The sequence below is a fragment of the Chthoniobacter flavus Ellin428 genome (genome assembly GCF_000173075.1).
GTDB lineage: Bacteria > Verrucomicrobiota > Verrucomicrobiia > Chthoniobacterales > Chthoniobacteraceae > Chthoniobacter > Chthoniobacter flavus.
Genome location: NZ_ABVL01000001.1, coordinates 515905 through 537988, shown reverse-complemented (window position 1 = coordinate 537988; position 22084 = coordinate 515905). Strand labels below are relative to the sequence as shown.

Annotated in this window: 23 protein-coding genes and 1 pseudogene; 13 read left to right on the top strand and 11 right to left on the bottom strand. The window is 60.7% G+C overall.

Annotation, left to right across the window (positions count from 1 at the left end; genetic code table 11):
* Positions 1–101: 101 nt before the first annotated feature.
* Both CFE428DRAFT_RS02210 and CFE428DRAFT_RS02205 read left to right on the top strand, forming a co-directional pair.
* Positions 102–908 (top strand): hypothetical protein, encoded by an 807-nt coding sequence (locus CFE428DRAFT_RS02210; RefSeq protein ID WP_006977795.1) that lies wholly within the window; start codon positions 102–104, stop codon positions 906–908.
* 106 nt (positions 909–1014) lie between these two features.
* Positions 1015–2298, top strand: coding sequence for an outer membrane protein assembly factor BamB family protein (locus CFE428DRAFT_RS02205; RefSeq protein ID WP_006977794.1), 1284 nt, complete (start codon positions 1015–1017; stop codon positions 2296–2298).
* Positions 2299–2312: 14 nt separating this feature from the next.
* Here CFE428DRAFT_RS02205 and CFE428DRAFT_RS02200 read toward each other — a convergent pair whose 3' ends face one another.
* Together CFE428DRAFT_RS02200 and CFE428DRAFT_RS02195 are read right to left on the bottom strand one after the other, a co-directional pair.
* Entirely contained in the window at positions 2313–2885 is a 573-nt protein-coding gene (locus tag CFE428DRAFT_RS02200; protein WP_006977793.1) for a lipocalin family protein, read from the bottom strand.
* 139 nt (positions 2886–3024) lie between these two features.
* Positions 3025–3219 (bottom strand): hypothetical protein, encoded by a 195-nt coding sequence (locus CFE428DRAFT_RS02195; protein WP_006977792.1) that lies wholly within the window; start codon positions 3217–3219, stop codon positions 3025–3027.
* A 428-nt stretch (positions 3220–3647) separates the two neighbouring features.
* On the opposite strand from CFE428DRAFT_RS02195, the gene CFE428DRAFT_RS02190 reads away from it, so the two are divergent.
* From CFE428DRAFT_RS02190 to CFE428DRAFT_RS02175, 4 genes are all read left to right on the top strand, one after another.
* Positions 3648–4262 carry a porin family protein gene (locus CFE428DRAFT_RS02190; RefSeq protein WP_006977791.1) on the top strand — a complete coding sequence of 205 codons (615 nt, stop codon included), beginning with the start codon at positions 3648–3650 and terminating at the stop codon, positions 4260–4262.
* Positions 4263–4436: 174 nt separating this feature from the next.
* A complete protein-coding gene (locus CFE428DRAFT_RS02185; protein ID WP_006977790.1) occupies positions 4437–4823 on the top strand; it encodes a zinc ribbon domain-containing protein in 387 nt (128 codons plus the stop codon).
* 141 nt (positions 4824–4964) lie between these two features.
* The gene (locus tag CFE428DRAFT_RS02180) at positions 4965–5666 is read left to right on the top strand and encodes a response regulator transcription factor (RefSeq protein WP_006977789.1); all 702 of its coding nucleotides are present in this window, start codon (positions 4965–4967) and stop codon (positions 5664–5666) included.
* A gap of 59 nt (positions 5667–5725) precedes the next feature.
* Positions 5726–6016 (top strand): hypothetical protein, encoded by a 291-nt coding sequence (locus CFE428DRAFT_RS02175; RefSeq protein WP_006977788.1) that lies wholly within the window; start codon positions 5726–5728, stop codon positions 6014–6016.
* Positions 6017–6032: 16 nt separating this feature from the next.
* Here CFE428DRAFT_RS02175 and CFE428DRAFT_RS02170 read toward each other — a convergent pair whose 3' ends face one another.
* From CFE428DRAFT_RS02170 to CFE428DRAFT_RS02155, 4 genes are all read right to left on the bottom strand, one after another.
* Positions 6033–6680: a DUF72 domain-containing protein gene (locus CFE428DRAFT_RS02170; RefSeq protein WP_157447406.1), complete on the bottom strand. Its 648-nt coding sequence runs from the start codon at positions 6678–6680 to the stop codon at positions 6033–6035.
* 161 nt (positions 6681–6841) lie between these two features.
* Positions 6842–7264 (bottom strand): CBS domain-containing protein, encoded by a 423-nt coding sequence (locus CFE428DRAFT_RS02165; protein WP_006977786.1) that lies wholly within the window; start codon positions 7262–7264, stop codon positions 6842–6844.
* A 59-nt stretch (positions 7265–7323) separates the two neighbouring features.
* Positions 7324–7959, bottom strand: a complete 636-nt coding sequence (locus CFE428DRAFT_RS02160; RefSeq protein ID WP_006977785.1) for a DUF6799 domain-containing protein — start codon at positions 7957–7959, stop codon at positions 7324–7326.
* A gap of 98 nt (positions 7960–8057) precedes the next feature.
* Positions 8058–8543 (bottom strand): cupredoxin domain-containing protein, encoded by a 486-nt coding sequence (locus tag CFE428DRAFT_RS02155; protein ID WP_006977784.1) that lies wholly within the window; start codon positions 8541–8543, stop codon positions 8058–8060.
* Between the two features lie 177 nt (positions 8544–8720).
* Between CFE428DRAFT_RS02155 and CFE428DRAFT_RS02150 the strand changes: the two genes are divergently transcribed.
* From CFE428DRAFT_RS02150 to CFE428DRAFT_RS02125, 7 genes and pseudogenes are all read left to right on the top strand, one after another.
* A complete protein-coding gene (locus CFE428DRAFT_RS02150; protein ID WP_006977783.1) occupies positions 8721–9221 on the top strand; it encodes a YciE/YciF ferroxidase family protein in 501 nt (166 codons plus the stop codon).
* A 521-nt stretch (positions 9222–9742) separates the two neighbouring features.
* On the top strand, positions 9743–10387 hold the full coding sequence (locus CFE428DRAFT_RS02145; protein ID WP_006977782.1) for a DUF6799 domain-containing protein: 645 nt from the start codon (positions 9743–9745) through the stop codon (positions 10385–10387).
* Between the two features lie 531 nt (positions 10388–10918).
* On the top strand, positions 10919–11101 hold the full coding sequence (locus tag CFE428DRAFT_RS36880; protein ID WP_131989163.1) for a hypothetical protein: 183 nt from the start codon (positions 10919–10921) through the stop codon (positions 11099–11101).
* A 15-nt stretch (positions 11102–11116) separates the two neighbouring features.
* Positions 11117–11404, top strand: coding sequence for a hypothetical protein (locus CFE428DRAFT_RS02135; RefSeq protein WP_006977781.1), 288 nt, complete (start codon positions 11117–11119; stop codon positions 11402–11404).
* 166 nt (positions 11405–11570) lie between these two features.
* Positions 11571–11945 (top strand): annotated as a pseudogene (locus tag CFE428DRAFT_RS40870) (MFS transporter); the annotation flags it as partial.
* Positions 11946–12063: 118 nt separating this feature from the next.
* Positions 12064–12768, top strand: a complete 705-nt coding sequence (locus CFE428DRAFT_RS39450) for an MFS transporter (protein ID WP_006977779.1) — start codon at positions 12064–12066, stop codon at positions 12766–12768.
* 12 nt (positions 12769–12780) lie between these two features.
* The gene (locus CFE428DRAFT_RS02125; protein WP_006977778.1) at positions 12781–13974 is read left to right on the top strand and encodes an MFS transporter; all 1194 of its coding nucleotides are present in this window, start codon (positions 12781–12783) and stop codon (positions 13972–13974) included.
* 20 nt (positions 13975–13994) lie between these two features.
* On the opposite strand, the gene CFE428DRAFT_RS32810 is transcribed toward CFE428DRAFT_RS02125, so the two are convergent.
* The 5 genes from CFE428DRAFT_RS32810 to CFE428DRAFT_RS02100 form a co-directional block, all read right to left on the bottom strand.
* Positions 13995–16277, bottom strand: a complete 2283-nt coding sequence (locus tag CFE428DRAFT_RS32810; protein ID WP_006977777.1) for a hypothetical protein — start codon at positions 16275–16277, stop codon at positions 13995–13997.
* A 12-nt stretch (positions 16278–16289) separates the two neighbouring features.
* Positions 16290–17045, bottom strand: a complete 756-nt coding sequence (locus CFE428DRAFT_RS02115; protein WP_006977776.1) for a protein phosphatase 2C domain-containing protein — start codon at positions 17043–17045, stop codon at positions 16290–16292.
* Positions 17046–17059: 14 nt separating this feature from the next.
* On the bottom strand, positions 17060–17899 hold the full coding sequence (locus tag CFE428DRAFT_RS02110) for a vWA domain-containing protein (RefSeq protein ID WP_006977775.1): 840 nt from the start codon (positions 17897–17899) through the stop codon (positions 17060–17062).
* A gap of 98 nt (positions 17900–17997) precedes the next feature.
* Positions 17998–19290 carry a DUF1552 domain-containing protein gene (locus tag CFE428DRAFT_RS02105; protein ID WP_006977774.1) on the bottom strand — a complete coding sequence of 431 codons (1293 nt, stop codon included), beginning with the start codon at positions 19288–19290 and terminating at the stop codon, positions 17998–18000.
* 30 nt (positions 19291–19320) lie between these two features.
* Positions 19321–22062 carry a DUF1592 domain-containing protein gene (locus CFE428DRAFT_RS02100; protein WP_006977773.1) on the bottom strand — a complete coding sequence of 914 codons (2742 nt, stop codon included), beginning with the start codon at positions 22060–22062 and terminating at the stop codon, positions 19321–19323.
* Positions 22063–22084 lie beyond the last annotated feature (22 nt).

Here is a 22084-nt window from a genome sequence, read left to right as displayed (position 1 = left end):
AACGAGGAAAAAGCAATACGCCTTGCTAAACAACTAACGGCCGGTTACACCCTGCCTCCGACTTGGAGGCACGTTTCCCCTTATTGTGATGCTGTCGTGTTATGAAAACCCTTTCGCTCCCCGCTCTGGTCTGCGCCCTCGGTTTGCTGCTTTCCGCCCAATTCTCGCTTCGGGCCGATAACGCCCCTGCACCTACGGGACATATCGCCGAGGTCCAGCTGGCGGAGGCAGAGCTGTCCAAGAATGGCGTCTTTGGATTTCCACAGGAACAGGCCCAAATCCTCTGCGATACTCCGGAACTGCGTCTCTCGATGTGGAACAACAGCGAATACCTCTACGCGCAGGCCATTTTCTGGAATGACAACGACGCAGAACTTGGCCAGCTGCGGGACGGTCGAGTCACCGGAGATCGCGCCAATCTCGTCCTCGACCTGGATGCGGACGAACAGCTGACCAAAGATGTGGATCGCATTTACATGCTGAGTCCGTGGCCCAATTTCCCCGGCCTGCGCTATAGCATTGCCAAAGGCCAGGACGGCAAATGGGCGACGAACCCCATCCTGAGCGACACCAAGGGCCGCGGCGCTATTCGCTATGTCTTGACACCGGAAGGACGCAGAATCCGGGTGGATTCGTTTTTGATTCCATTGAGAGAGATCAATCGCAAGATCGGCGACAAAATCCGGCTGGTCTACTACGGCAACTCCCCGCATCCCGATCTCACCGTGAACTCAGCGGGTTTCCAACCCCAACCGCCCTTGGGGGCGCATTATGCCGATTACAATATTCCCATGGCCAGCTATCACGATTATTTTCTCGCCAAAGGTGGAACCTTTTCGATGAGCAGCGTTCCCGACGGCCACCACGATGCTCCCTCCGGCCCACCAGCTCCTCCGCGCCGCCGCTAATCCAGCGGCGCAGAAGTTTCTTATCGAGTTGGAGCGGGGCAGCAACGCGGGGTCAAAGAGAGGCATTGGAATTGAGTTGTGCAGTGGAACCCATTAATCCCGCCCCATGACTCCCCTATCCCCCATTCCCCGTTTCCCCCTTTCTCGTCTCCTTTTGACGCTCGGCTGCCTGGGGGCCGGGGCCGCTTTGGTCTCCGCCGGGGAGACGGAATGGCCGCAGTTTCGGGGGCCGACGGGGGAAGGGATTTCCCATGCGACGGATGTGCCGGTAAAGTGGAGTGCGACCGAAGGGGTGGCCTGGCAGGTGGAGGTGCCGGGCAAGGGTTGGTCGTCGCCAGTGTTGCACCAGGGGCGGATTTACCTGACCAGCGCGGAGACGGATGCGACCAGCGGCGATGTGACGCTGCATGCGCTCTGTTTCGACGCCAGGAATGGGCATACGCTGTGGGACACCGAGGTGATCAAGCCCGACCCGGCCCAGGTGGCGGCGATGCATCGCAAGAATTCCCCAGCCAGCCCGACGCCCATCGTGACCAATGACCGGGTTTATGTGCACTTTGGCCACATGGGCACGGCGGCGCTCGATCTCGCCGGCCAGGTGTTGTGGCGGCAGACGGAGCTGAATTATCCGCCCACGCATGGCAATGGCGGTTCGCCGGTGCTGCTGGGCGATGAACTCATTTTCAGCGCCGATGGCTCGAAGGATCCGTGCGTGATCGCGCTCGACGCCAAGACCGGCGCGCTGCGCTGGAAGACGCCGCGCAATTCACCGGCGAAAAAGCAGTTTTCGTTTTCCACGCCGCTGGTCATCGAGGTGGGCGGGACGCAGGAAGTGATCAGCCCCGGGCCGGGGTTCGTGGGGGCGTATGATCCCAAGGACGGCCACGAGATGTGGCGGGTGGGTTATGGCGAGGGGTATTCGGTGGTGCCGCGGCCGGTCTTTGCCCATGGCTTGCTCTATCTCAGCTCGGGGTTCGACAAGGCGACGTTCTATGCGATCAAACCCGAAGGGGCCAAGGGCGATGCCACGGCGACGAATGTGGCCTGGACGCAGCCCAAGGGGGCGCCGCACACGCCGTCCGCGGTGGTGGTGGGCGATGAGGTGTATTTCGTCTCGGACGCAGGAATCGCGACGTGCGCCAATGCGGTGACGGGCGAGGTCTATTGGAACGAGCGGCTCGGGGGGAATTTCTCGTCGTCGCCCGTGGTGGCGGATGGCCGGATCTATTTCGTGAATGAAAGCGGCGTCGGTTATGTGGTGAAGGCGAGCAAGACGTATGAACTGCTGGCGACGAATGATCTCGCCGAGCATACCCTGGCCTCGCCGGCGGTGGCGGATGGGGCGCTCTATCTGCGCACGGAGTCACATCTTTGGAAGATTGGGAAGTAGGAGGAGAAGCCGGCCTATTGTGCTGGGGCCTCGCTGTAATCCCAGACGAGGTGTTTCATCTGGAAGCCTTCCTTGGCGGCGAGGGTGAGGTAGGCTTTGGTCGCGCCGAGGGGGAGGTGCGGGTCGCGGGAGAGGATCCAGAGGTATTGCCGATCGGGCGTGGCGACCATGGTCGTCAGGTAACGGTCGTCGAGGCCGATGATCCAGTAGTTGCCCTGGTCGCTGGCCGGGGCCAGTTCGGCGAGGCCATGGAATTTCACGCGGAGCCGGCCGCCATCGCTCCCGGGGACAACCTCGGCGGTGCCCCGGAAGGTGCGCGTTTTGCCCGACGGCTCGATGGCGCTGACGCGGACGGTAGCCTGGGTGGCCGTGGTCGGCACGAAGACGACCATGGCGTGCTCGCCGCGGTGTTGGAAATGGTTCTGGATGCGGGCGACTTCGTACCACTTGCCACCATAGCGGTGGAGATCGACCCGGGCGGTGTGGAGGGGCTGGTTGGCCTCGGTGGCACAACCGGAGAGGAAGGCGAGCGCGGCGGCGCTGAAGAGGGCGCCGGCCGTGACGCGGAAGGTTCGTGGAATATTCATGGCTATGATGTTTCGCGTGAAGGCCTTGGATCGCGTGCGCGAAAGCCAAGAGCCTAGTTACGAGTGCCAAGTGTTCACTGCCCTACGCAGATGATGTCGCCACTTGGCTCTTGGCTCTCGGCACTTGGCTCTTCCCGGTCTACAAGGTTTGCGTGAAGACGAGCTGGCCGGCGGCATCGTAGACGGAGAGCTGGACCATTTCCTGCCCCTTGAGCGAGCGCGCGTGAGTGATGGCGTCGAGAAGGTCCGGAAATTGGCGGGTCTGCCTTTCTTCGTCAATTTTGAGGACGCACGCGCCGTCGGCATCGGAGTAGACGAAGAATTCACGCGGCATGGACTATGTTTAAACAATCGGCTACACGGGCGCCAGCAAAGATCGCTCAGGGATGCGCACGATTACAGCGTAGCACCGTGGACGACAGCGCCCGGGTGGGGGCGCGGAAACGAGGGGAGGCGCTCTTGACAAATCAACCGCCGTTCATGTGGAATGCGCGGCGGGAAAACGCTGGCTCTGACGCATTCTGGAGGGGCGATTTCGAGGCTGATGTCCGCCACGGTTCGGCCATCGCCGCGGTGTGGCCGATGCGTGGCTTCACTTATTACTCACCCATTCGACTATTAACCACCCTTACACTTCACTCAGGGTCTCACCCGCTAGGCAACCAAAAGACGTTTCGGTCTTATCGCTTTCACAGCGAGCGCGTCGTCCCTAACGCCGCGCTGGCTCCCTAAACCAAGAAACTAACAAGACATCCAATCATCATGAGAAAACTCCATATTCTCCTTCCGGCCGCTGTCGGCCTGCTCGCGCTCACCAGCTATGCCGGGCAGCCGATGGTTTCCTCCGGCAAGGAAACGAAGGAAATGAAGCAGCCGGTGCCCGAGGAGACGTGCTTTAACGATCACGAACTCGAGCTCGGCGTCTTCGGCCAATACACCGTGGGCGAAGGCCCAAGCCATGCCGGTCCCATGCGCGACCACGGCTGGGGCGGCGGCGTCGAAGTGAACTACTTCTTCCTGCGCAACGTCGGTATCGGCGTGGAAGGTTCGTGGGAAGACATGAAGGAGAACGCGGCTTTCGCTCGCCACGACGGCGGTAGCTCGTCGACGGCGCTGCACGAAGTCGGCGGCAGCCTCATCCTGCGTTTCCCGATCGACCGCATGTGCCTCGCACCCTACATCTTCGGCGGCGGCAGCTTCCAGGTGGACGGACGCCAATGGGCGGCCGGCCACGCCGGCGTGGGCGTCGAATATCGCATCGTGCCGCACAAGGTGGCGATCTTCGCCGATGGCCGCTGGAATTTCTTCGGCAGCCGCGATGACCTCGGCGATCTGAACAACTTCACCGCGCGCGCCGGTTTCCGCCTGATCTTCTAAGGGGAGGCCGAGTAGGCCCAATACCAGACGCCGGAGCCCCGCCGAACGGGCTCCGGCGTTCTTTTTTTTGGAGGAAGGCACGGCGGCAGCGAAGGACGGGGCGCAGGAACATGACATCGCGGAGCACGCATTCGACGCTCGGGTTGCGAATACCTCATTGGAATTTCGCGAGTCATGCGCTGCCCCTACTGCCAGACCGAATTGCCTGATCACGCCACGGAATGCACGCACTGCGATTGGGTGCGGGATTCGACGATCGAGGAGTTACGGGGCGAGAATTGGCTGGCCGCGATGCTGAGCTTCGTGCCCGGACTCGGGCATCTCTACAAGGGGCACCTGGTGAGCGGCATATTGCTGCTCTGCGTGGGCGGACCGGCATTTCTCTTGTTCGTCATGCTGCTCGCGCCGAAGACCTTCGGCTTGAGTCTACTGCTGCCCGCACTGTTCGTGGCGGCGACGGCTTTTCATGCCTTCCATTTGCCCGACGTGCGGGTGCATCCCGGGCCGCGGGAGCATGCGCTGCGGACCCTCGCACATTGGGGAAAACGGATGCATCGATAGCGTGCGGACGTTCGCCGACGCCCTCGTATTTCTCCGCAATTTCGCGCCGTAATACGCTCAGTGCCGGAACCATTTCCGATTCGCTTTTGCAGGCACAAACCGCATCCAACTTACCAGCCTGCGCGCAGAAGAACCTCCGATATGACCGCGACGCTGATGAAACCCGATGTCCCTCCACCCACCGCGAACGGCCGTAAACGAGTGTTGCTCGTAGATGACCACGCCGTGGTGCGCAAGGGGCTCGCGGCGATCCTCGCGGAGGAACCGGACCTGACGGTGTGCGGCGAGGCGGAGAGCGCTCCGCAGGCGTTGGAGGCGATGCGGCGGTTCGATCCGGATGTGGCGCTGCTGGATATCTCGATGCCGGGGACGAATGGGATCGAGCTCATCAAGGCGATGCTCGCCGAGCGGCCGAAGCTGCCGATCCTGATGCTTTCGGTGCACGACGAATCGCTGTATGCGCTGCGAGCGCTACGGGCCGGCGCGAAGGGTTACCTCATGAAAGCGGAGGCGGTGTCCGAAGTCTTCGCGGCCTTGCGCAAGGTGCTCAACGGCGAAATCTATGTGAGCCCGCGCTTCGGGGAGCGGCTCGTCTTCCAGGCGATCCAGTCGCAGAATGGCAGCGTGCTCGGCTCACCGGTCGACAAGCTTTCCGATCGTGAGTTGGAGGTGCTGCATCACCTTGGCAAGGGGCATGGGACGCGCGAGATCGCCGCGGCGCTGAACTTGAGCGTAAAGACGATCGAGACCCACCGGGCACACATCAAGGAGAAGCTCGGGGTGAAGGATTCCGACGAGATGGTGCGCTTTGCGCTGGATTGGGTGACGCTGGAAGAAGGCTAGGCGCAGCGCGAACACGGAAGGATCGCGACCATCCGCAAGGCGGGGTGCGAATCAGAGGTATGAGACGGAAAAAGCTATCCATCAACGAGGAAGACAAGCAGGAATCCGCCGAGGAACTCGCCGACGCCACGGATGAAACGCCGACCGATACGACCGCGCCGGAGCTGAGCGCCAAAACGGAGGAGCTGACCGAATGGGATGACGCTCCCGAGTCTCATGGCACGGCGGCGCCCAAGGTGCTTCCCGACGACGAGGATGACACGATCTCGTCCAAGCTGGTCTACGAAGGCACGGACGAAGCGGAACGCGAGCGCCGCATGGCGGCAGCCGATCCGGACTTCGAGCCTTGATCGGCCTGCGGCCGCGTCACTCGCCGTGTGAGAAAGCGGCCCGGAATTCGTGGGCGAACTTCGGGCCCACGGCGCACTCTTCGTGTTTGAAATAGACGAACGTCTTCGACCAGCGCGTCTTTTGTTGATCCACGAAGGCGGCCCATTTGCGGAGTTGCGCCGCGGTATAGTCTTCGCGCCGGAGACGCAGATAGCCGAAGTCCGCGGTGGCAATCGCCGGGGTGGCGAGTTCTTCATTCTCCGCGATGCAGAGCGCGGCATTCGCCCCGCGCAACGCCTCGAATACGGCATCGTCGAACCAGGACGGATGGCGAAATTCGAAAGCCATCCGGAGATCGTTCGGCACATCACCGAGGAACGCGCGCAGCAACTCGACATCCTTCACGAACGTCGGGGGTAGCTGAAACAGCACCGGCCCCATCTTGGCGCCCGCCTCCGCGATCGCTTTCGCAAATACCTCCAGGATCTCCGCACACCCGCGCAGTTTGGCAAAGTGCGTCACCCGCTGCGGCGCCTTGAAGCTGAAACGAAATTCCGCGGGCGTCTTGCTCGACCAGTCCTGGATCGTCTTCGCCGCCGGAATCCGCCGGAAGGAATAGTTGATCTCGGTGGTGGAAAAGTGATCCGCGTAAAAGGCCAGCATGCGACTCGCCGGGATCTGCACAGGGTAAATTTCCCCTTCCATTCAGGATATTGAAAACCGGAAGTACCGACCCAAAGTTTCATGACGCGACTTTTAGCAGAAATCGGCGATGAGTAATCAGTAATCAGTAATCAGTAATCAGTAGTCAGTGCGGAGCGTTCTGACTGATCACTGATTACTGATCACTGATTACTTCCCTTCCCCTCCCCCACGAGATCCGCTCGAGTGACCACCCCGACGATCCGCATCTCCCGATCCACGACCGGGAGGCGGTCCAATTGTCCTTCCTCCATTTTTCGCAGAGCCACCGCACAATCTTCGTCCTCGAAACAGTAGAATACATTGCTGATCATGTATTCGATCACCCTCGCTGCCTTAGGATCGTGCCCGTAGCCCGCAGCGACACGATCCGGATGCGGCTGATCCACCATTCCGACCAGGCGGCGCCCTTCTGAGACCGGCAATGACTCCGCCTCGAGTTCGCGCATTTTCTCCCCTGCTTCCTGGAGGGATTCCTGCGGGTGCAACACCGGGTGTTTTTCGACCACCACCTCTCCCGCCGTAGCCGTACGTACCGCCGCCTTTTTCTTTTTCGAAGCAGCCATATCAGTGTTGCATTGAGCCTGCACAGGCACGCGCTTCGCTCTCTGAGCGAGAACGGAAACTACCGTGGCGCCGTACTCCGCAGTCGAGCTGCGGGGCGCGCGCGCATGTCGTGCAGGACGCCGTTCAAATCGACGAATTGATCGGCCCGGAGCGAGATGGTGTTGCCGTTGCTAAACGTCACGGTGCCATCCGATTTTGCGATGGCGCCATTAGGCAGCCGCACATCGTCCTTGATTCGTTCGGTCACACCATCGCGAGTAATGAGAGCCACGCCATTCGCCACCGTAATGCCATCCCGAGAAGAAGCATGAAAGTCGGTTTGCGTCCTCGGGCCTTCGGCGACGGCCGCCAGCGGCGCGACGCCATCCGGGGTTAAGACGGCATCCTGGATCTCTCCATCGAAAAGAAGAATCTGGTTCGGGCGCAACGCGGTCGTGCTACCGTCGCGCGAAATGATGTTGCCATTGGCCAGGACACGAGTTCCATCCTGCAACACGTATTCGCGATTCACTTTGGTCGTCACCCCATGCTGGGTCATGACGACTTCGGCTCCTCGCAACGTGAATCCATCACGGGCGGTCGCCCCCATGTGGGTGCGGGTGGCATTGGCCGCATTGATCTCTTCCGGCGTCGCGGCGATCGACGCTACGCATAGCCCTCCCACGATGATTGAGGTGAGGATGAACGTCTTCATATAAACTGAATCGGGAGGTTACTGAATTTTGGCTGCTTTTTCCCGGTCGGCGCCCGCGTTCCCGCCAGCCCCGACCGGGTCTCAGTCGCACGTCACATTTATTTCACCCGCAGGCTCACCTCATGGCCCTTCGGTTCGGAATTCTTTCCGGGCATCGGAATGAAGACTTTGTACGTCCCCGGTTTCAGATCCACGTCGAGCGTCTTGGATTCATTCGGCGACACGGCGATCATGAACTCTTTGTCGAGGCCATTGCCTTCGATCCGGAAACCCTGGCTTTCCTTGCCGTCGTTCTTGACGACAAAGCCCGTCTTGCCCGCCGGAAGTTCTCGCGGCATTTCGATGTGCCGTTCGGTCAGCGTCACATCCACCTTGCGCGCGTCGCTGTTGGGCGTCACCGCATCCTTGAGTGTCGTGCCCACCTTTTTGGTGTCGTCCATAATGGTCTTCCCGGTCTTCTTCAGCGTATCCGAAGTTTTCTCACCGAGAGATTTCTGGTCTGATGTTTTTTGGTCGTCGCCCTGGGCAATTCCCGCGGAAAGAGCCGCTGCCAACAGAGCGGAATAGAAGAGTCGCGTATTCATATCCACCGAATCGCAACGCTCATTGGCAGGATTGGGTCAGGCCCATCCATGAAAGACGGATCAGGATTTTTGCGCCGCCTCTCACCCTCCGGCGGTTTTCCATTTCCTTTGCCCAGAGGCACCGTGCCGTCAGTCTTACACAGCCATGGATTCGAATCGCCCCGATCCTCTTTTGCTATGAAATTCAAATCTCTCGAAGATCTACTTCATCAGGAACTGAAGGATCTCTACAGCGCGGAAACACAGCTCCTCAAGGCGCTGCCGCTCATGGCCCGGGCCGCTTATCACGAGAGTCTTCGGACCGGGTTCGAAGAGCATCTAGACCAGACCAGAGATCACATCGAACGCCTTCAGCGCGCGGCCTCGCTTCTCGGCGTCAAACTCCCCGGTCACAAGTGCAAGGCCATGAGCGGGCTCATTGAAGAAAGCCAGGATTTCATGCACGAGCAAGCAGGCCCCTCCGTGCGGGATGCCGGTCTCATCGCGGCCGCGCAACGCATCGAGCACTACGAAATTGCCGGCTACGGCACCGCGCGCTCGCTCGCCGAACTGCTCGGCCACGATGAGGTCGTCCGCCTGCTCGAGGAAACGCTGGAGGAGGAAAAGGACACGGACATCCTGTTGACCGAAATTGCCGAATCCGGCATTAATATCGAGGCCGCCGCCGCCGCGGATTGAAGATAATGATCGGTGGTAATCAGTAATCAGTTATTAGTAATACAGTCTTCCGGGGCGGCGCGAAAAGACCGAGAGAAGAAGAACTGATTACTGATTACTGACTACTGAACACTTTCCCCTGCCACCGGCCTAGACCTGCGCACCGGCGAGGTGCTGACCCCGCCCGCCACGGAAAATGTGCGGAGCTATCGCGTCGCAGTGACAGACGATCAACTTTCTATCGAATTGGAATAGCGAGGCGCATCGCTCCCCCCGACAGATCTCGCCCTAAACGGCTATAATTTTGCTGTTAAGGCAGGAGCGCGACGTAACCGCTCTTCCCCGACTCCAAACCCGCAGCAGGCCGTTTCCGCCCGGCCTCAGGCTTTCGCCCATCGTGACAAATTCCTGCGCGTTTCTCACGGGCTGTTTGCCTCCCAACTCAGGCACTCGCCTGCTTTGTGCATCAGGAAGCACATCTCAAGTGATCCTATCCCTATTCACCCGCACCCAGCGCTTCCAGAAGCGGCGATTCTGTCAGTATGAAAACCTTCACTCTCACTTTCGCCCTGTGCGCCTCGCTCCTCGCGGCGGCGAATGCCCAGGTTCCGCTCAACCAGAATATTCCTGATCCGCCTCAACGCGCCATCCGCACCGGAACGCAACGCGACGGTTTCTACGTGCGCGACACCCACGTATTCATGGTGCGGGACGGGGTCGTAACTCGGGTGGACCGAGAGGTCCTCTTTCCCAATGGCCTGCGGGTGGAACCGAACGCCACCGTGACCCTGCGCGACGGCCGCGAGATCACTCTACTGCCCAACCAGTGGCTCGATTTCGAGGGCTCGCTCGATGATTCCGTCGCGCAAGCGCCCACGGCTCCCGTCCTCAAGGAAACCGCACCTGCCGCAAAACCCCGCGAAAGTGGCGTCTCAGCACGGGATGGAATCACCATTTCCGGGACGGATGTCTTCATTACCCGCAACGGGACGACGGATAAAGTGGTCCACGAGGTCAAACTGCCGAATGGCGTAGTGGTCAAAGCGGACGGTACGGTGATCCTGAGCAGCGGTCGTCACGTGACGCTGCGCCCAGATCAGGTGATGGACCTGCACGGGAAATTGCACGAGGCGCCGATCATCCCCAATCCTGCGGGCCCGGCTCCTTCGTCCAATCAGCCTCGTTAACCGTAACGGGCATCCGCAAAAAAGACACTGCCGACAAGCGGGGCCTCGGGGACTCGCGGAGAGCACTCCCAGGACACCTCGCTTGTCGGCTGGTTATTGGTTACTACCTCACACCAGCGCTTTCGTTAATCAGGACGTTCCCTGAACCCGGTATCGGAGTTGCGCACCACATGCGGTGCACCGGAAAAATTACGCCCGCCGTAAAAAGGAAAGACCCCACCCAAGCGAATGCAAGGGTGGGGCGTTGTTCCCCCCAGAACAGGTTTCACATCGCTTCCCACTCACGTGGTGCGCGCATCAAAAGTGGATGACTCGAAAAGCCCAACCAGCCAGCGCCGTCGTGGCCACCGCGAGCGACCAAAATGGAACCCAGAAAAGAAGGACGATTCTGTGGCGCTTGCGCAGTTTCATACCTTTGAAACGTGAGCCGGCGTGAAGGTGCGTGTGCCATTTTCGAGATCGTTCCACCTCCCGCTCCGATTCCCCAACAAACTCAGTTGCGGCCATCCTCCAGTCGCCGGATAGTCTGCCATGCGACTCTTCCTTTTGGTCCTTGGCGTATTCGCCGTTTGTCTTTGCACGGGATGCGCATCCTCTCGCGAAGCCGCCCGACGGCCCAGCGTCTATCTCGGCGGCCAATACTATGGCGACGCGCTGCACGCCGACGAGCTGGCCAAAAACGACAACCATTCTCCGAAAGGCACGCGAAACTAGCAACCGGGTTCGCCCATGCTCGATCCGTCCTCCAGTCCGATCCCGCCGGAGTTGCAGGTCTTGCTCGATTTGGAGTTGACGATTCAGGGACTGAATTCCGCGGTCGCGCAACAAAGGCTCGAAACTGCATTGGCCGATATCTCCGGGATGGAATCGCTGAGTTTCTTCGAAGGCAAACTCGCCATCCGCTATGAACCCGAGAAAGTCACCCGAACTCAGATTTTTGAGCGGATCGGTGCGGCGGGATTCCAAATCGCGGCCGCGGAAAGTGCCCCGCCCTCGCCGCCCGTCGTGGCGCAGTAGAACGGTCGCGGTCTGATAGCAGAATAGTGGCAGCAACATCCTGCCGCTGATCATATTAAACGCCCAGCGGCAGGATGCCGCAGCCACTCTGCTCCAGAGCATCGACGCGACCGCGCCCACCGCCTAGCTTGCCCAGCTTTCCGTGAACAATCGCCTGCTTATTTTCATGCTCGCCGCCCTCTCCATGCTGGGCGCGCTTTCCATCGATGCCTATCTGCCGGCGTTGCTCGCCATCACGCGCATCTTCTCGGTGACCGCGGCCGCCGCGCAACAGACCCTCACCGTCTATCTCGCTGCGTTCGCCATCATGACGCTCTTCTACGGCACGTTGTCCGACTCCTTCGGGCGCCGTCCCGTGCTGCTCACCGCCATGCTGCTTTACGTATTGAGCACGATTGGCGCGGGACTCTCGACCAGCCTCGGCATGCTCATCCTCTTTCGCTTTCTCCAAGGCGCGACCGCCGGCGCAGGTAGCGTTATCGGACGCGCCATCGTGGGCGACCTTTTCGTGGGCGCGGAAGCGCAACGCGTCATGTCCTACATCTCCGTCGTCTTCGGCCTCGCGCCGGCGATCGCGCCTATTCTCGGGCGGCTGGCTGCTCTCATCCTTCGGATGGCGTTCCATCTTCTGGTTCATCGCACTCTTCAGCGGACTGCTCATGGCCCTCTGCGCCGGCGAATTGAAGGAAAGCCTGCCCATCGAAAGCCGGCATCCATTCCGTTTCCGGCCCGTGATGCTGAACTATCTCCATGTCTGCTCGTGCCGGCCCTTCATGCTGCAAGCATTGAGCATCGGCTTCGCCTTCGGCGGCGTGATGGTCTACGTCAGCTCCGCGCCCGCCTTCGTCATCCACATCCTGCACCTCCACGAAACGGATTACGGCTGGCTCTTCATCCCGCTCATCGGGGGAATGTCCGCCGGCTCCTGGGTGGCTGGACGATGGAGCCACAGCTTTCGCCCCGCGACCATGATCACCGCCGGCTTTGTTATCATGACCATTGCCGCGGCCGCGAATATCGCCTACGCCGCGCTCGTCACTCCGGCGATTCCCTGGGCGATCGTGGCGCCGTTGTTCTATTGCTTCGGGATGTCGCTGGCCACACCCGGCATGACCGTTCGCGCGCTGGAACTTTTCCCGCGCCATCGCGGCCTGGCTGCTTCGCTGCAAGGTTTCATCTTCATGGCGCTCTTCGCCCTCGGCTCCGGCGTGGTCTGCCCGCTGCTCTTCGATAGCGCATTGAAACTCGCTCTCGGTGTCGCGGCCAGCGTGATCCTGAGCGCGCTCTGCTGGTGGGCCGGCATCTCCGCCAAACCGCGCCCCGCCGATGAAGGGTTCATCGAGGAAGAAACCGCCTCGGCTTGATGGCGAAAATCGATGTCCAGCGCCCATCCTACCGACCTCATCGCCGAATCCGTGTCGCCCGGCTCCGCGAGTCCGCGTCGGAGCCTGCTGGGCGCCTGCCTCGCGCACATCCTGCACGATGGTTATACAGATCTGCTCTACCCGCTGCTACCGGTGTGGCAGGTGCAATTCGGCCTCTCCTACACCGGCCTGGCCATCGTCCGGGCGCTCTACTTCGGAACCATGGGTGGACTGCAGGTCCCTTGCGATCGCTTCATCAAGCGCCTCAGCCTGCGTACCACCCTGGCGGTGGCGACCTTCGTCGCCGCGCTCGGATTCCTCGTCGTCGCGCTGCCTTTTGGCTTTGTGGGACTGTGTTCGGGACTCGTGCTGGCCGGCTTGGGATCGAGTGTCCAGCATCCGCGCGCTTCGCTCCTGGTGGCGAACGCTTATGGCCGCACCGCGCGGGGGCCGCTCGGGATCTACAATTTCGCCGGTGACCTCGGCAAAGCCACTCTTCCGGCGACGGTCGCGCTGCTCTTGCCCGTCATGGCCTGGCGACCCGCTGTCGGCCTGATGGCATTAGTCGGCTTCGCCGCCGGATTCGCTCTGCTGGCGCTGGTCCCCAGACAACCCTTCATCGCTGTCGCGGAAACAAAGTCCACAGCCCAGGGCAGCGACCGCCGTGGTTTCGGCCTGCTCATGTCCATTAGCGTGCTCGATACCGCCACGCGCATGGGCTACCTCCTGTTCCTGCCTTTCCTCATCCAGGGTCGCGGCGGAAGCTCCGCCACCGTCGGTCTCGGCCTGGCGCTACTCTTTATCGGAGGCGCCTTGGGCAAAGCCGTCTGCGGCTGGCTCGGGCAGCACCTCGGCGTCGTTGGCAGCGTCATTGTCACCGAGGCGGCCACCGCCCTCCTCATCGTCCTCACCCTCTTCACCCCGCTCACCGCGATGCTCATCCTGCTACCCTTGCTTGGCATCGTTTTAAACGGCACTTCCTCAGTGCTCTATGGCACCGTGCCGGAGCTTGCCCCCGGGGGCGATACCGCCCGCGCCTTCGCGGTGTTCTACACCGGAGTCATCGGCTCCGGCGCGCTGGCGCCCATCATCTACGGCGCCGTCGCCGACCATTTCAACCAAACCCTCGGCATCCTCACCGCGGGAGGCACCGCGGCGCTGACGATCCCCTTGGTCCTGACGCTCCGGTCCACTCTTTCACGCTAACCACACGGCCCTTTCCTAAGTCATCGTGAAATCACCGCGCTGCGCAGGAATCCCCAAAGCGTGATCGCTTGAAATTCCACCAACTCCCGCTCGATCTCCGTCGCCTGCCACCTCGCGGTGAAGAGCTTTTTCTGCCGTTCCTGTTGCTCGGCCTTTCGTTTCGCGTCCTTTTCACCGATCTGCCGGAAGATTCCCTGGAGGTCCGCCACCGCCGCTTTCAACTCGGACGCGTTGCCCCGCTCGATTTGCTCGATGTCAAAACGCGCCCGCTCCCTCTCTCGCGTCTCCTCTTCCTGCAAGGAAGTCCGTGTCGCCGCAAGGCGTTGGCGCACGATGTTACTCGCCCCGGCAATTTCATTTTCCGCGGTCGTGCATTCCCCTTGCAGCACCAGTATCTTCATATCGTATTTGCCTTTGATCGCCGCTTCCTGTGCGGGAGAAATCGTCGAGGGAATGCGGCTGCGCAACTTTTGCACTAGCGACGCTTTCCAAAGAATGAGGGCGGCCGCCTTGGAAGCGCCAATCCCGCTGACCGCCTGAACCTGGACATCGGTAATGTCGGCCGCCGTCCGGATGCCCTCGCTGGCCAACCGTCGCTTCAGGCTGAAGCCAATGCCGGCGATGCCCGCGTCCCCAATCGAGAACTGCCGTAACTCGTGAGTGACGAAAGCGCTCTGCGTGTTGCGCAGCGCGTTTTCGAATTCCTCCGTCCGCTCCTGCGTGAGCGCCCCGATCTGCCGTTTGAGAGCGAGCAGCTTCATCCCTTTCTCGTCCTGTACCTTCTGCAATTCCCGGGCCTCCGACTGGTTCAGCGCCAGGCGTCTCTGGTCGATCTCCGAGAGCCGCATGCGCAGAACGCCATGGCGCTCGTCCTTTTGCTTCTGCTCTGCCGCCTTCAGGCTGGCAATCCGCGCTTCCGCCTTTTCCTGCTTCGTTCGCAGCGGGTTTACCGCAGCCAAAATGCGCTCTTGTTCGTGCGCGAATTCCCTCTCGGTTTTCACGATCTCACGCACCTGTTTCCGATGTCGGCGCCAGAGCTTCGACGCCTCCTTCGTTTCGGGCCGCAGCGCATAGATTCCCCACAGCAGGAGCGCGTCGCTGCCCGTGAAATAAAGCAGGAAAGGCCATCCCGTATGTTTCGCGAGTTCCGGCCATGTCGGGCAAAGGACGATCGCCGCCACCAGCAAAACGGCCAGCAGAATACTGGCCATGCGCGTGCGCATCGGAATGGAAAACACGCGCCTCTTTTTCGGCGGCGGTTTCGCGACATGATCGAAGAGCCAGGAAATGTCCCTGGCCGGTTCGTTCCGGACCCCAGCCGGCTTTCCACTGCCGGTCACACTGCCGGGCTGGCTGCCCGAACCTGCCCACCAATCCTGCTTCGTCACCGCCGTCGTCGCTCGTGGCGTATCATCATACGCGAAACTCTGCCCATCGAGGCTGGGGACCTGCGGCACGCTCAGATAAGCCAGCGAGCGGAAAAGTCCGCCGATCTGCCGAATGCGGTGATCGAGATGGGTCTCCAGCAAGGCAAACACTTTCGACGTGTGCGGGTTCTCAAAATCCGCCCGTTGAAAAATCAGGAACTCCTCTCCGCCACCCACCTTTTGCATCATCTCCGGATCGGTCGCCAGGATCACCAGCGAAACATAGATCGTCCAGGCGGAGAAGTGATCGATATAGCCGCCGAAATCCGCCAGCGTCCGTGCGGGGTGCTGGTAATTGCGATGCCCGACTTCATTGCTGAGTTTTCCAGCAAGTGCCGGCACATACATGCCGTCGTAGTCGATCAGGCGAAGCTTCCCATCCACCACGAGGACGTTGCCGTGTTGCAGATCGCCATGCGCCACCTGAGCCTTGGCCAGGGCATCGATCATCTCGCTCCATTGTTTCGCCAGCGCGAGGATCGCCCCCGGCGACTTCAAATTCGCCTCGATGTATTGATGCAACAGACGCCCCTTCAACCATTCCATTTTCAGAATGGGAAACCATCGGTTGCCGACCCGAATCCCCTTTTCCTGAAATTCAAACGCCACCGTTTGCGACAATCCCGCGCTGGCCAGATGCTTCCCGATGGCGCTGTAGCGATCCTGCTGATCGGCGAACTCCCGCAAGAAACAGCGGACCGCCCAGTCCTTCGTTCCGCCCTGCATGCGATACACGCTGGCGAAGCCACCACAGATCGGCCTCGGCAACCCCAGGGCCGTGGTCTCGGCGATGCCCCGCTTCAGCTCCGGGTCCGCGAAGTTGAACGCCGGATTCTGAATCGCCTCGTTATATTCTTGAGCCGTGGGCCAAGACACACCCGTCTCCTTTCACTCGACGGTGATCCTTACCAGCGTCACGTCGTCGTTCTTCATTGCTCCACCCTGACGAAGTTGCTGCACCCATTCGGAAAAAGCATCTGGTTCACCCTGTCCATCGAAGCCGCACAGAATTTCCCACGGCCTTTCGTCTCTCACCGACGCTTCCAGGAACCAGCAAGCGAGAGCGTCCGTCATCAGGAAAAACGAATCGCCGGACTCCCATTCGCCTTTTCGTTCCTGAATCTGCGATTCCTCCACGCGGACCTGCGGATTGCTGGAAAGCAAGGTCGGTCGCGAGTTGAACTCCGCCGCACTCTCGAGAGGAAAGCTGGCCACCAGTGAGTCATTACGGACCTGGCAGAGGCAACTGTCTCCCACCGCGATGCTCTGCCAATCGCCCCGCGCAGTCGACTCCGAGGTCTCCGAGAGACTCAACCCCAGGATCGAAGAAAAAGCCCCCTGCCGCACTTTTTCCTCCGCAAACCACGGCAGCGGCTTTTTGCCAACATGATCGCTCCACATCTTCTGATAGCCGGAAAGGGCGTGGCTAACATCCTCCGCAGGGAGATCAGCCCGCTGATATGCCCAGATTAACAGGCGCGCCCATAGGGCCGAAAAGGAAGTCTCCGTCGCTCCATCCGCGACCGCAAAACGGAAGTGCGAGGCCTTCCGGTCGATCCGCCGCCGTGGCCAGTGGGCGTCCTCATATTCTTCGCGCGAGTTACCGAATTTCTGCACCCAAAATGGCTGGGCATGGATATGCATTCCGGCCGGGGCGCTTAGCGAAGATTGTTCGGACGCGTGCCAATATCCAAAAACTGAATCACGGAAACCAGATCCGCATTGAAGACAAAGCCGCGCGCCCCTTCGGAGACGTTTTTGCCTTCCTGCGCGGCGATGTTCCTCATGTAGGAGGGCAGTTCGCTGGAAATGCTGTAGAGCAATTGGGAGAATTCGTCGGGCAACTCCCGCTCCGTGCTGGGATATTCCACGGCCGCATTGCCGCGCGAGGAGCAGTGCAGATTGAAAAGCAGCACATTGCCGTCGTTCGTAGCCAGGTTCGTCAGTTCGCGCGCGACGCCCGTCGGGTCGCCATCGGTGGATTCGCCATCGGTGATGTTAATGACAATGGGCGGAAACGAACTCGGGTGCTGGGCGATCCACGCGGAAAGAATGCCCTTGGCCTGCGTTAAGGCCTGGCACATCGGCGTGCCATTCTTCGCCACGGCATCGAACCAAATGGGAAACTTCACCTTTTGCTCCGCAAGACCGCCCGCGCCGTCATCGACCTTCTTCGCCCGTTCCTCGATGCGTGCCGGCGTGCTGGCGATATCGCTGATCGGCACCATGTCCCGCCCTGCGAGCGCCCCCGAAAAGGCCGGGCCCACGCGTTCACCGTAACCGATCACGCCCGTCTGGTAATAGTCGCGGACGCCCTCGGATTTCGCGCACTTGATAACCAGATTTTGCAAAAGCTTATTGATCGCATCCGCCACCGCGTCCGCTTTTTTTCGAGTGGATTCCCCCCCTCCAAACGGATCTTCCATCGATCCGGATTGGTCGATGAGAAACAAAAAGCAGGACGGATTGACGCGGCTGATTTCGGCGGAATAGGACATCGGGAACCTCTCCGGCGGAGGCTACGGACTGACCTTTTCACGGTCAATCCCCATCGCGCCGATCGCATATCACTGCGGGAGAATACCTTGCGCAGCAATCAAGCGATAATCTCTTTCAATACACCGCTGCTATCGCCGTGCCGTTCGGCTTTGATCCCCACGCCGTGCAGCAGCGCAAGCCAGGCATTGCAGAGCGGCGTATCTTTGGGCGCAACGATGTTCCTGCCCAGCTTCAACCCGGCGGCGCCACCGGTCAGAATCGTGGGGCAATTGTTGAGCTCGTGCGCGGTGCGAATGTTACTGCCGTAGGCCAGCGAGACATTGTCGAACAAGCGGCTGCCGTCGACTTCCTTTAGATTTTTCAACTTATCGATGAAACCCGCCAGCAGCTCACTTTGCGCGAAGTCGCGCCGCTGCGAGGCATCGAGCTTTTCGCCGAGCGTGGTGCTGTAGTGGCTCATGTCATGGGGGAAGACTTTGATCTCGAGGCTCGTGAGAAGGCTGGCCACCGGCTGGCGATAAGTCATCACCCGCGTGCTATCGGTGTGCATGGCCGCCAGCATGATGTCGTACATCAGCTTGATCTCCTCGCGGCCCTTGTCGAATTCACGCGGTTCAGCAAACGGCGCCGGCGGCCGCGGCACATTCATCCATTGTTCTTCCTTGGAGAGACGCGTCTCGATGTCGCGAATGCTTTGGAAATACTCGTCCAGCTTGGCGTGATCGGTGCGATTGAGTCCGCGCTGAAGCGTCCGGGCACCATCCATCACGGTGTCGAGCACGCTGCGCTTCTCCGCCAACATGGTTTGCTGCTGCGCGATGGGCGTGGTGTCCTTGGCGAAAAGCCGGTGGTAAGCCGCGAGTGGGCCATTGAGTCCGGCAACGGGTTTGCCATTGACGTCCCAGGCCAGCGATAGGCCGGGGCCGTGTCCGGAAAGGTTCATGTCGCCTTCCGCGCCGTTGAACTGCAGCGAGGCAAAGCGGGTGGACAAACCAAGCTGCGCCGCCGCGACCTGGTCCGCGCTGATGCTATTATGAAAGTTCAGCCCGGGCTCCTCGTAGCGATTGGCGCCCGTGAGCCAGAAGGTGCTGCCCCAGTGGCCTTCGTTGCTATACCGGTTCCAAAGCCCTTGCACGATGGAGATATCCTTCCGGTGACGCTCAAGAGGCAAAAGACCCTTCGGCATGACATAGTCCGCCCCCGGCTTTTGGTCGGGATACCAGGTCTCCTGGGTCACACCCCAACCAAAGCTCAGAAAGAGCATGCGCTTGGGCGGCGCGACCGGCGCTGCCGCCGAGGCGAAACGGCGAAAGCCCAGCGACTCGAGCACCGGCAACGCGATGAAGGCGGTCGTGGATTGGAGGAAGCGACGACGGGAGGTGGGTAACATAGGGTTGGGGATTCTTGAGCAGGGCGGAAGTTACTTGCTGTGGAACTCGTTACTGGCGACCAGCGCGTGAATGAATTCGCGGATGGAGAGATCGTTCTTCTTCGCGCGCGCAATCATGTCATCGGCCAGCGCCTCATCGCGGAAGCCGATGGAACGTCCGAGCGCGTATTCGATCAGCGCCTTGCTGAAGCCGCGGGCGAAGTTGTCCGACCGGGAGGCGATGATATCGCGCAATTCAAAATAATTCTGGAACGAAGGTCCTTTGTGCAACGTGGCGCTGGCATCGATGACCCACGTCTTGGAAGCGCCCTTCACCGGTTTCCCGTGCTCGTCTTTCACCTGATAGGTATCCTCCGTGCGCCATTGACCGACGGCATCGAAGTTTTCCATGCCAAGGCCGAAAGGATCGATCTTGCGATGACAACTCGCGCACTGCGCCTCCTCCTGATGCGCCTTGAGCCGTTCACGGGTCGTGAGGACTTTGCCGGCGAGCCGGGCGATTTGCGGCACATTCGCGGGCGCCGGCGGCGGCGGATCGTCCACCAGTTTGCGCAAGATCCAGGCGCCGCGCTCCACGGGCGAGGTGCGTTCTCCATTCCCGCCCATGGCCAGGACCGCAGCCATACCGAGCAGGCCCCCGCGCGGCGAATCCTTCGGCAATGCAACTTTCTGGAAAGCGTCGCTGGTCACCTTCGGCAGACCGTAGTAATCCGCCAGCACCGGATTCACGACGACATAGTCGCATTTCAAAAGATCGCGAAAGCTGGAACCGCTACGTATGAGATATTCGAAGGTCTCAAACACCTCCTGGCGCGCGGCCAGTTTGGTGCTGTTGTCGAAACGCGGATGCAGTTCGCGATTGAACTCAAAAAAATCCAGGCGATCGAGACCGAGCCACTGGTGGACGAACGGGCGGGTGAAGCCGCGGCTGCGCGGATCGTTGAGCAAACGATCGGTCTGTGCGGCCAGCACATCCGGATGGAGCAGTTCGCCTTTTTCCGCGAGGGCCTGCAGCGCGGCATCCGGCGGCGCGCCCCACAGGAAATAGGAGAGGCGCGTGGCCAGCTCCGGCCCGGTCAGCGGGCGACGATGATCATCCTGCACCGGTTCGGCCAGATAGAGAAACTGGGGCGACGCGAGGATCACCGCCAGTGTTTGCTTGAGCGCCTCGCTGTGTTTGTCACCGGCCTTCAGGCGCATTTGGTAAATGCCGGCGAGACGATCGAGATAACTCTGCGGCGGTGTCACCCCGCGAAAAGCCTGCACGCAGAAGCGCTCCACCGCCGCCCGCACCTCGGCAATCGATGGCTTCGCATGATCATCCTGGGGAATCCCGAGCACCGCCAGCGCGGGCGCCTGGCCCGAGCGCGAATTGGGAATGCGTTCCAGTTCCATCCAATCCACCCAAATGGCGAAATCCGGGCCGATCCCATTCTTTGCGTGGCCGGCGCCAAACTTGGCGCGGGCCTGCAGGTAATCATCGTTGCTGCCTTTTTCGCGGATGAAGAGGACGCGATCGTCAGCGTTGCGGCGGGTGAGCGTCACGGGAATTTCGATGATCTGCGGGTGATCCATCGTGCCAGTGACCTGATGGGTACTGGTCACCCGGCCGGCACGCGGATGGATCCCGAACTCGATAAACCGCCGCTCGGGTGGCGCCTGATCCGTCGCGGCGACGCGCACGCGGAAGATGTAATCACCGGCAATCGGCTTCCACGAGTATGGCACGCTGAGCGTGAGATTCTCATTCGTCAGGACCTCGTTGCCCTGGATGGTGAGATACGCTCCCGTGTCGAGGTGCGGCATTTTCAGATATGCTTCCTGATAAGGACGCATGTAGCCGGAGCCCACTTTGGTCGCATAACTCAAGGCGCCGTTGGCCTTGTCCGCGTTGTTTTCGACCGTCTTGAAACCATAATCCTCCGGCGCCGGCGCTCCGGGAATCTTCGCCCACTGCCGCCGGAAAAAAGCCTCGTTCTTCGCTCCCTTGCGCAACTCCGCGACGATCGCCGCGTTCTCCGGCCGGGCGGCGGCGTCATCGACCGCTTTCGCCCAACGCGTGGCCCGCTCCAGCGCATCGAGCCGTTCCGCATATTTCTGTTGAATGACCTTCAGCGTGTCTTCGGCCTCGACGTGAATCTTCTGCTGCACACTCGCAGCGGCCTGCCATTCGAACGCTTCGTCCAGCGCTTCATGGCCGATCTCCAGATATTGTTCAAACTGGTTGCCGGACATGAAGAGGTTCGAACCCGCGGTGTCGTAACCACCGGTCCCGGTGTCACCGGGTAATTCGGTCACGTCCACATCGACCCCAAGGAGCGCGCGCAAAGTGTTGCCGTATTCCCGGCGATTCAGCCGGCGCAGTGTGATCTCACCGTGACGATCCGCCAGCGAACGCCGCGCCGCGACCATCTTTTGCGAAAGCTCTTCCAGGAAATCCGTCTTCATCGCATTGGGCGGTTGCTCGGCTTCCTCCGGTGGCATCTCGCCTGCGTTCAGCTCGTTGAGAATCTTCTGCCATCTTTCCGCGTTCTCGAGCGTGGTAATGCCGAAGTCGAGCTGGTCGACGCGGAATTTCCCTTTCTGCTTTTTCGGCCCATGACACGAGATGCAGTAGTCGTTGAAAAGCACCTTGTGTCTTTGATCCATTTCCACGCGCGGCGCATTGGCCGGCGTGGCGAGGACGGAAGCCAACGAGAGAGCCAATGCGCCCAGGCAGCGGAAAAACAACTTCATGGCAGCGGCGGAGTCGAGACGGGGCAGAACGGTCATTATTTTCCGGGGGGGTGATCGC

Coding starts and splice junctions, on each gene's coding strand:
- CFE428DRAFT_RS36880 (WP_131989163.1), top strand. CDS start 10,919: ATGCGACTCTTCCTTTTGGTCCTTGGCGTATTCGCCGTTTGTCTTTGC.
- CFE428DRAFT_RS02180 (WP_006977789.1), top strand. CDS start 4,965: ATGACCGCGACGCTGATGAAACCCGATGTCCCTCCACCCACCGCGAAC.
- CFE428DRAFT_RS02195 (WP_006977792.1), bottom strand. CDS start 3,219: ATGCCGCGTGAATTCTTCGTCTACTCCGATGCCGACGGCGCGTGCGTC.
- CFE428DRAFT_RS02155 (WP_006977784.1), bottom strand. CDS start 8,543: ATGAATACGCGACTCTTCTATTCCGCTCTGTTGGCAGCGGCTCTTTCC.
- CFE428DRAFT_RS02200 (WP_006977793.1), bottom strand. CDS start 2,885: ATGAATATTCCACGAACCTTCCGCGTCACGGCCGGCGCCCTCTTCAGC.
- CFE428DRAFT_RS02175 (WP_006977788.1), top strand. CDS start 5,726: ATGAGACGGAAAAAGCTATCCATCAACGAGGAAGACAAGCAGGAATCC.
- CFE428DRAFT_RS02110 (WP_006977775.1), bottom strand. CDS start 17,899: ATGTCCTATTCCGCCGAAATCAGCCGCGTCAATCCGTCCTGCTTTTTG.
- CFE428DRAFT_RS02105 (WP_006977774.1), bottom strand. CDS start 19,290: ATGTTACCCACCTCCCGTCGTCGCTTCCTCCAATCCACGACCGCCTTC.
- CFE428DRAFT_RS02185 (WP_006977790.1), top strand. CDS start 4,437: ATGCGCTGCCCCTACTGCCAGACCGAATTGCCTGATCACGCCACGGAA.
- CFE428DRAFT_RS02190 (WP_006977791.1), top strand. CDS start 3,648: ATGAGAAAACTCCATATTCTCCTTCCGGCCGCTGTCGGCCTGCTCGCG.
- CFE428DRAFT_RS02165 (WP_006977786.1), bottom strand. CDS start 7,264: ATGGCTGCTTCGAAAAAGAAAAAGGCGGCGGTACGTACGGCTACGGCG.
- CFE428DRAFT_RS02205 (WP_006977794.1), top strand. CDS start 1,015: ATGACTCCCCTATCCCCCATTCCCCGTTTCCCCCTTTCTCGTCTCCTT.
- CFE428DRAFT_RS02125 (WP_006977778.1), top strand. CDS start 12,781: ATGTCCAGCGCCCATCCTACCGACCTCATCGCCGAATCCGTGTCGCCC.
- CFE428DRAFT_RS02160 (WP_006977785.1), bottom strand. CDS start 7,959: ATGAAGACGTTCATCCTCACCTCAATCATCGTGGGAGGGCTATGCGTA.
- CFE428DRAFT_RS02115 (WP_006977776.1), bottom strand. CDS start 17,045: ATGCATATCCATGCCCAGCCATTTTGGGTGCAGAAATTCGGTAACTCG.
- CFE428DRAFT_RS02145 (WP_006977782.1), top strand. CDS start 9,743: ATGAAAACCTTCACTCTCACTTTCGCCCTGTGCGCCTCGCTCCTCGCG.
- CFE428DRAFT_RS02135 (WP_006977781.1), top strand. CDS start 11,117: ATGCTCGATCCGTCCTCCAGTCCGATCCCGCCGGAGTTGCAGGTCTTG.
- CFE428DRAFT_RS02150 (WP_006977783.1), top strand. CDS start 8,721: ATGAAATTCAAATCTCTCGAAGATCTACTTCATCAGGAACTGAAGGAT.
- CFE428DRAFT_RS02210 (WP_006977795.1), top strand. CDS start 102: ATGAAAACCCTTTCGCTCCCCGCTCTGGTCTGCGCCCTCGGTTTGCTG.
- CFE428DRAFT_RS02100 (WP_006977773.1), bottom strand. CDS start 22,062: ATGACCGTTCTGCCCCGTCTCGACTCCGCCGCTGCCATGAAGTTGTTT.
- CFE428DRAFT_RS39450 (WP_006977779.1), top strand. CDS start 12,064: ATGGCCCTCTGCGCCGGCGAATTGAAGGAAAGCCTGCCCATCGAAAGC.